The organism is Flavobacterium sp. J49 (genome assembly GCF_011742145.1).
GTDB lineage: Bacteria > Bacteroidota > Bacteroidia > Flavobacteriales > Flavobacteriaceae > Flavobacterium.
Genome location: NZ_JAAQQU010000003.1, coordinates 1 through 477, shown reverse-complemented (window position 1 = coordinate 477; position 477 = coordinate 1). Strand labels below are relative to the sequence as shown.

At 32.7% G+C, this 477-nt stretch carries 1 protein-coding gene; it reads left to right on the top strand.

From position 1 onward, the window contains the following. Window positions 1-145: 145 nt before the first annotated feature. Window positions 146-370, top strand: a complete 225-nt coding sequence (locus HA632_RS00010) for a hypothetical protein (RefSeq protein ID WP_176305197.1) — start codon at window positions 146-148, stop codon at window positions 368-370. Window positions 371-477: the final 107 nt, after the last annotated feature.

Here is a 477-nt window from a genome sequence, read left to right as displayed (position 1 = left end):
TGATCTTTTCGGCTCAATTTTCCATTAAAATTAAACCACAAAAAGACGAAGAATATGATTTTTAAAACGCAACCAAAACTTAGCGGTAACGTTCCTCAGATTGTAGCAGTTGCAAATAATTAATCACTAAAGATTACAAATACAAATGGAAGAATTAGCAAAAGATTTTGAAATATTAATAGTTGCTTGGTTAAAAAGCGATGATGAAAATGCTACTAATTTAGCTTACTCACTTGCCAAACACGCACAAACCCTGCAATTGCTACAAACTGATGTTATAAAATCGGTTTGCATACATTGCAATAAAGAAAAAGAAGTAAAAAGAATAGACGGAAGTTACTGGTGTAAAGACTGTCGCAAAGGATGGTAGTAAACTGTTTTATAACGTTCCGCCGCTTGGTAGTCGTGGCGACTTTTTAAATTATTGTTGTAAATATAATCAAATTTTGAACTTAGTACTTTCCGGCTAAGAAATGC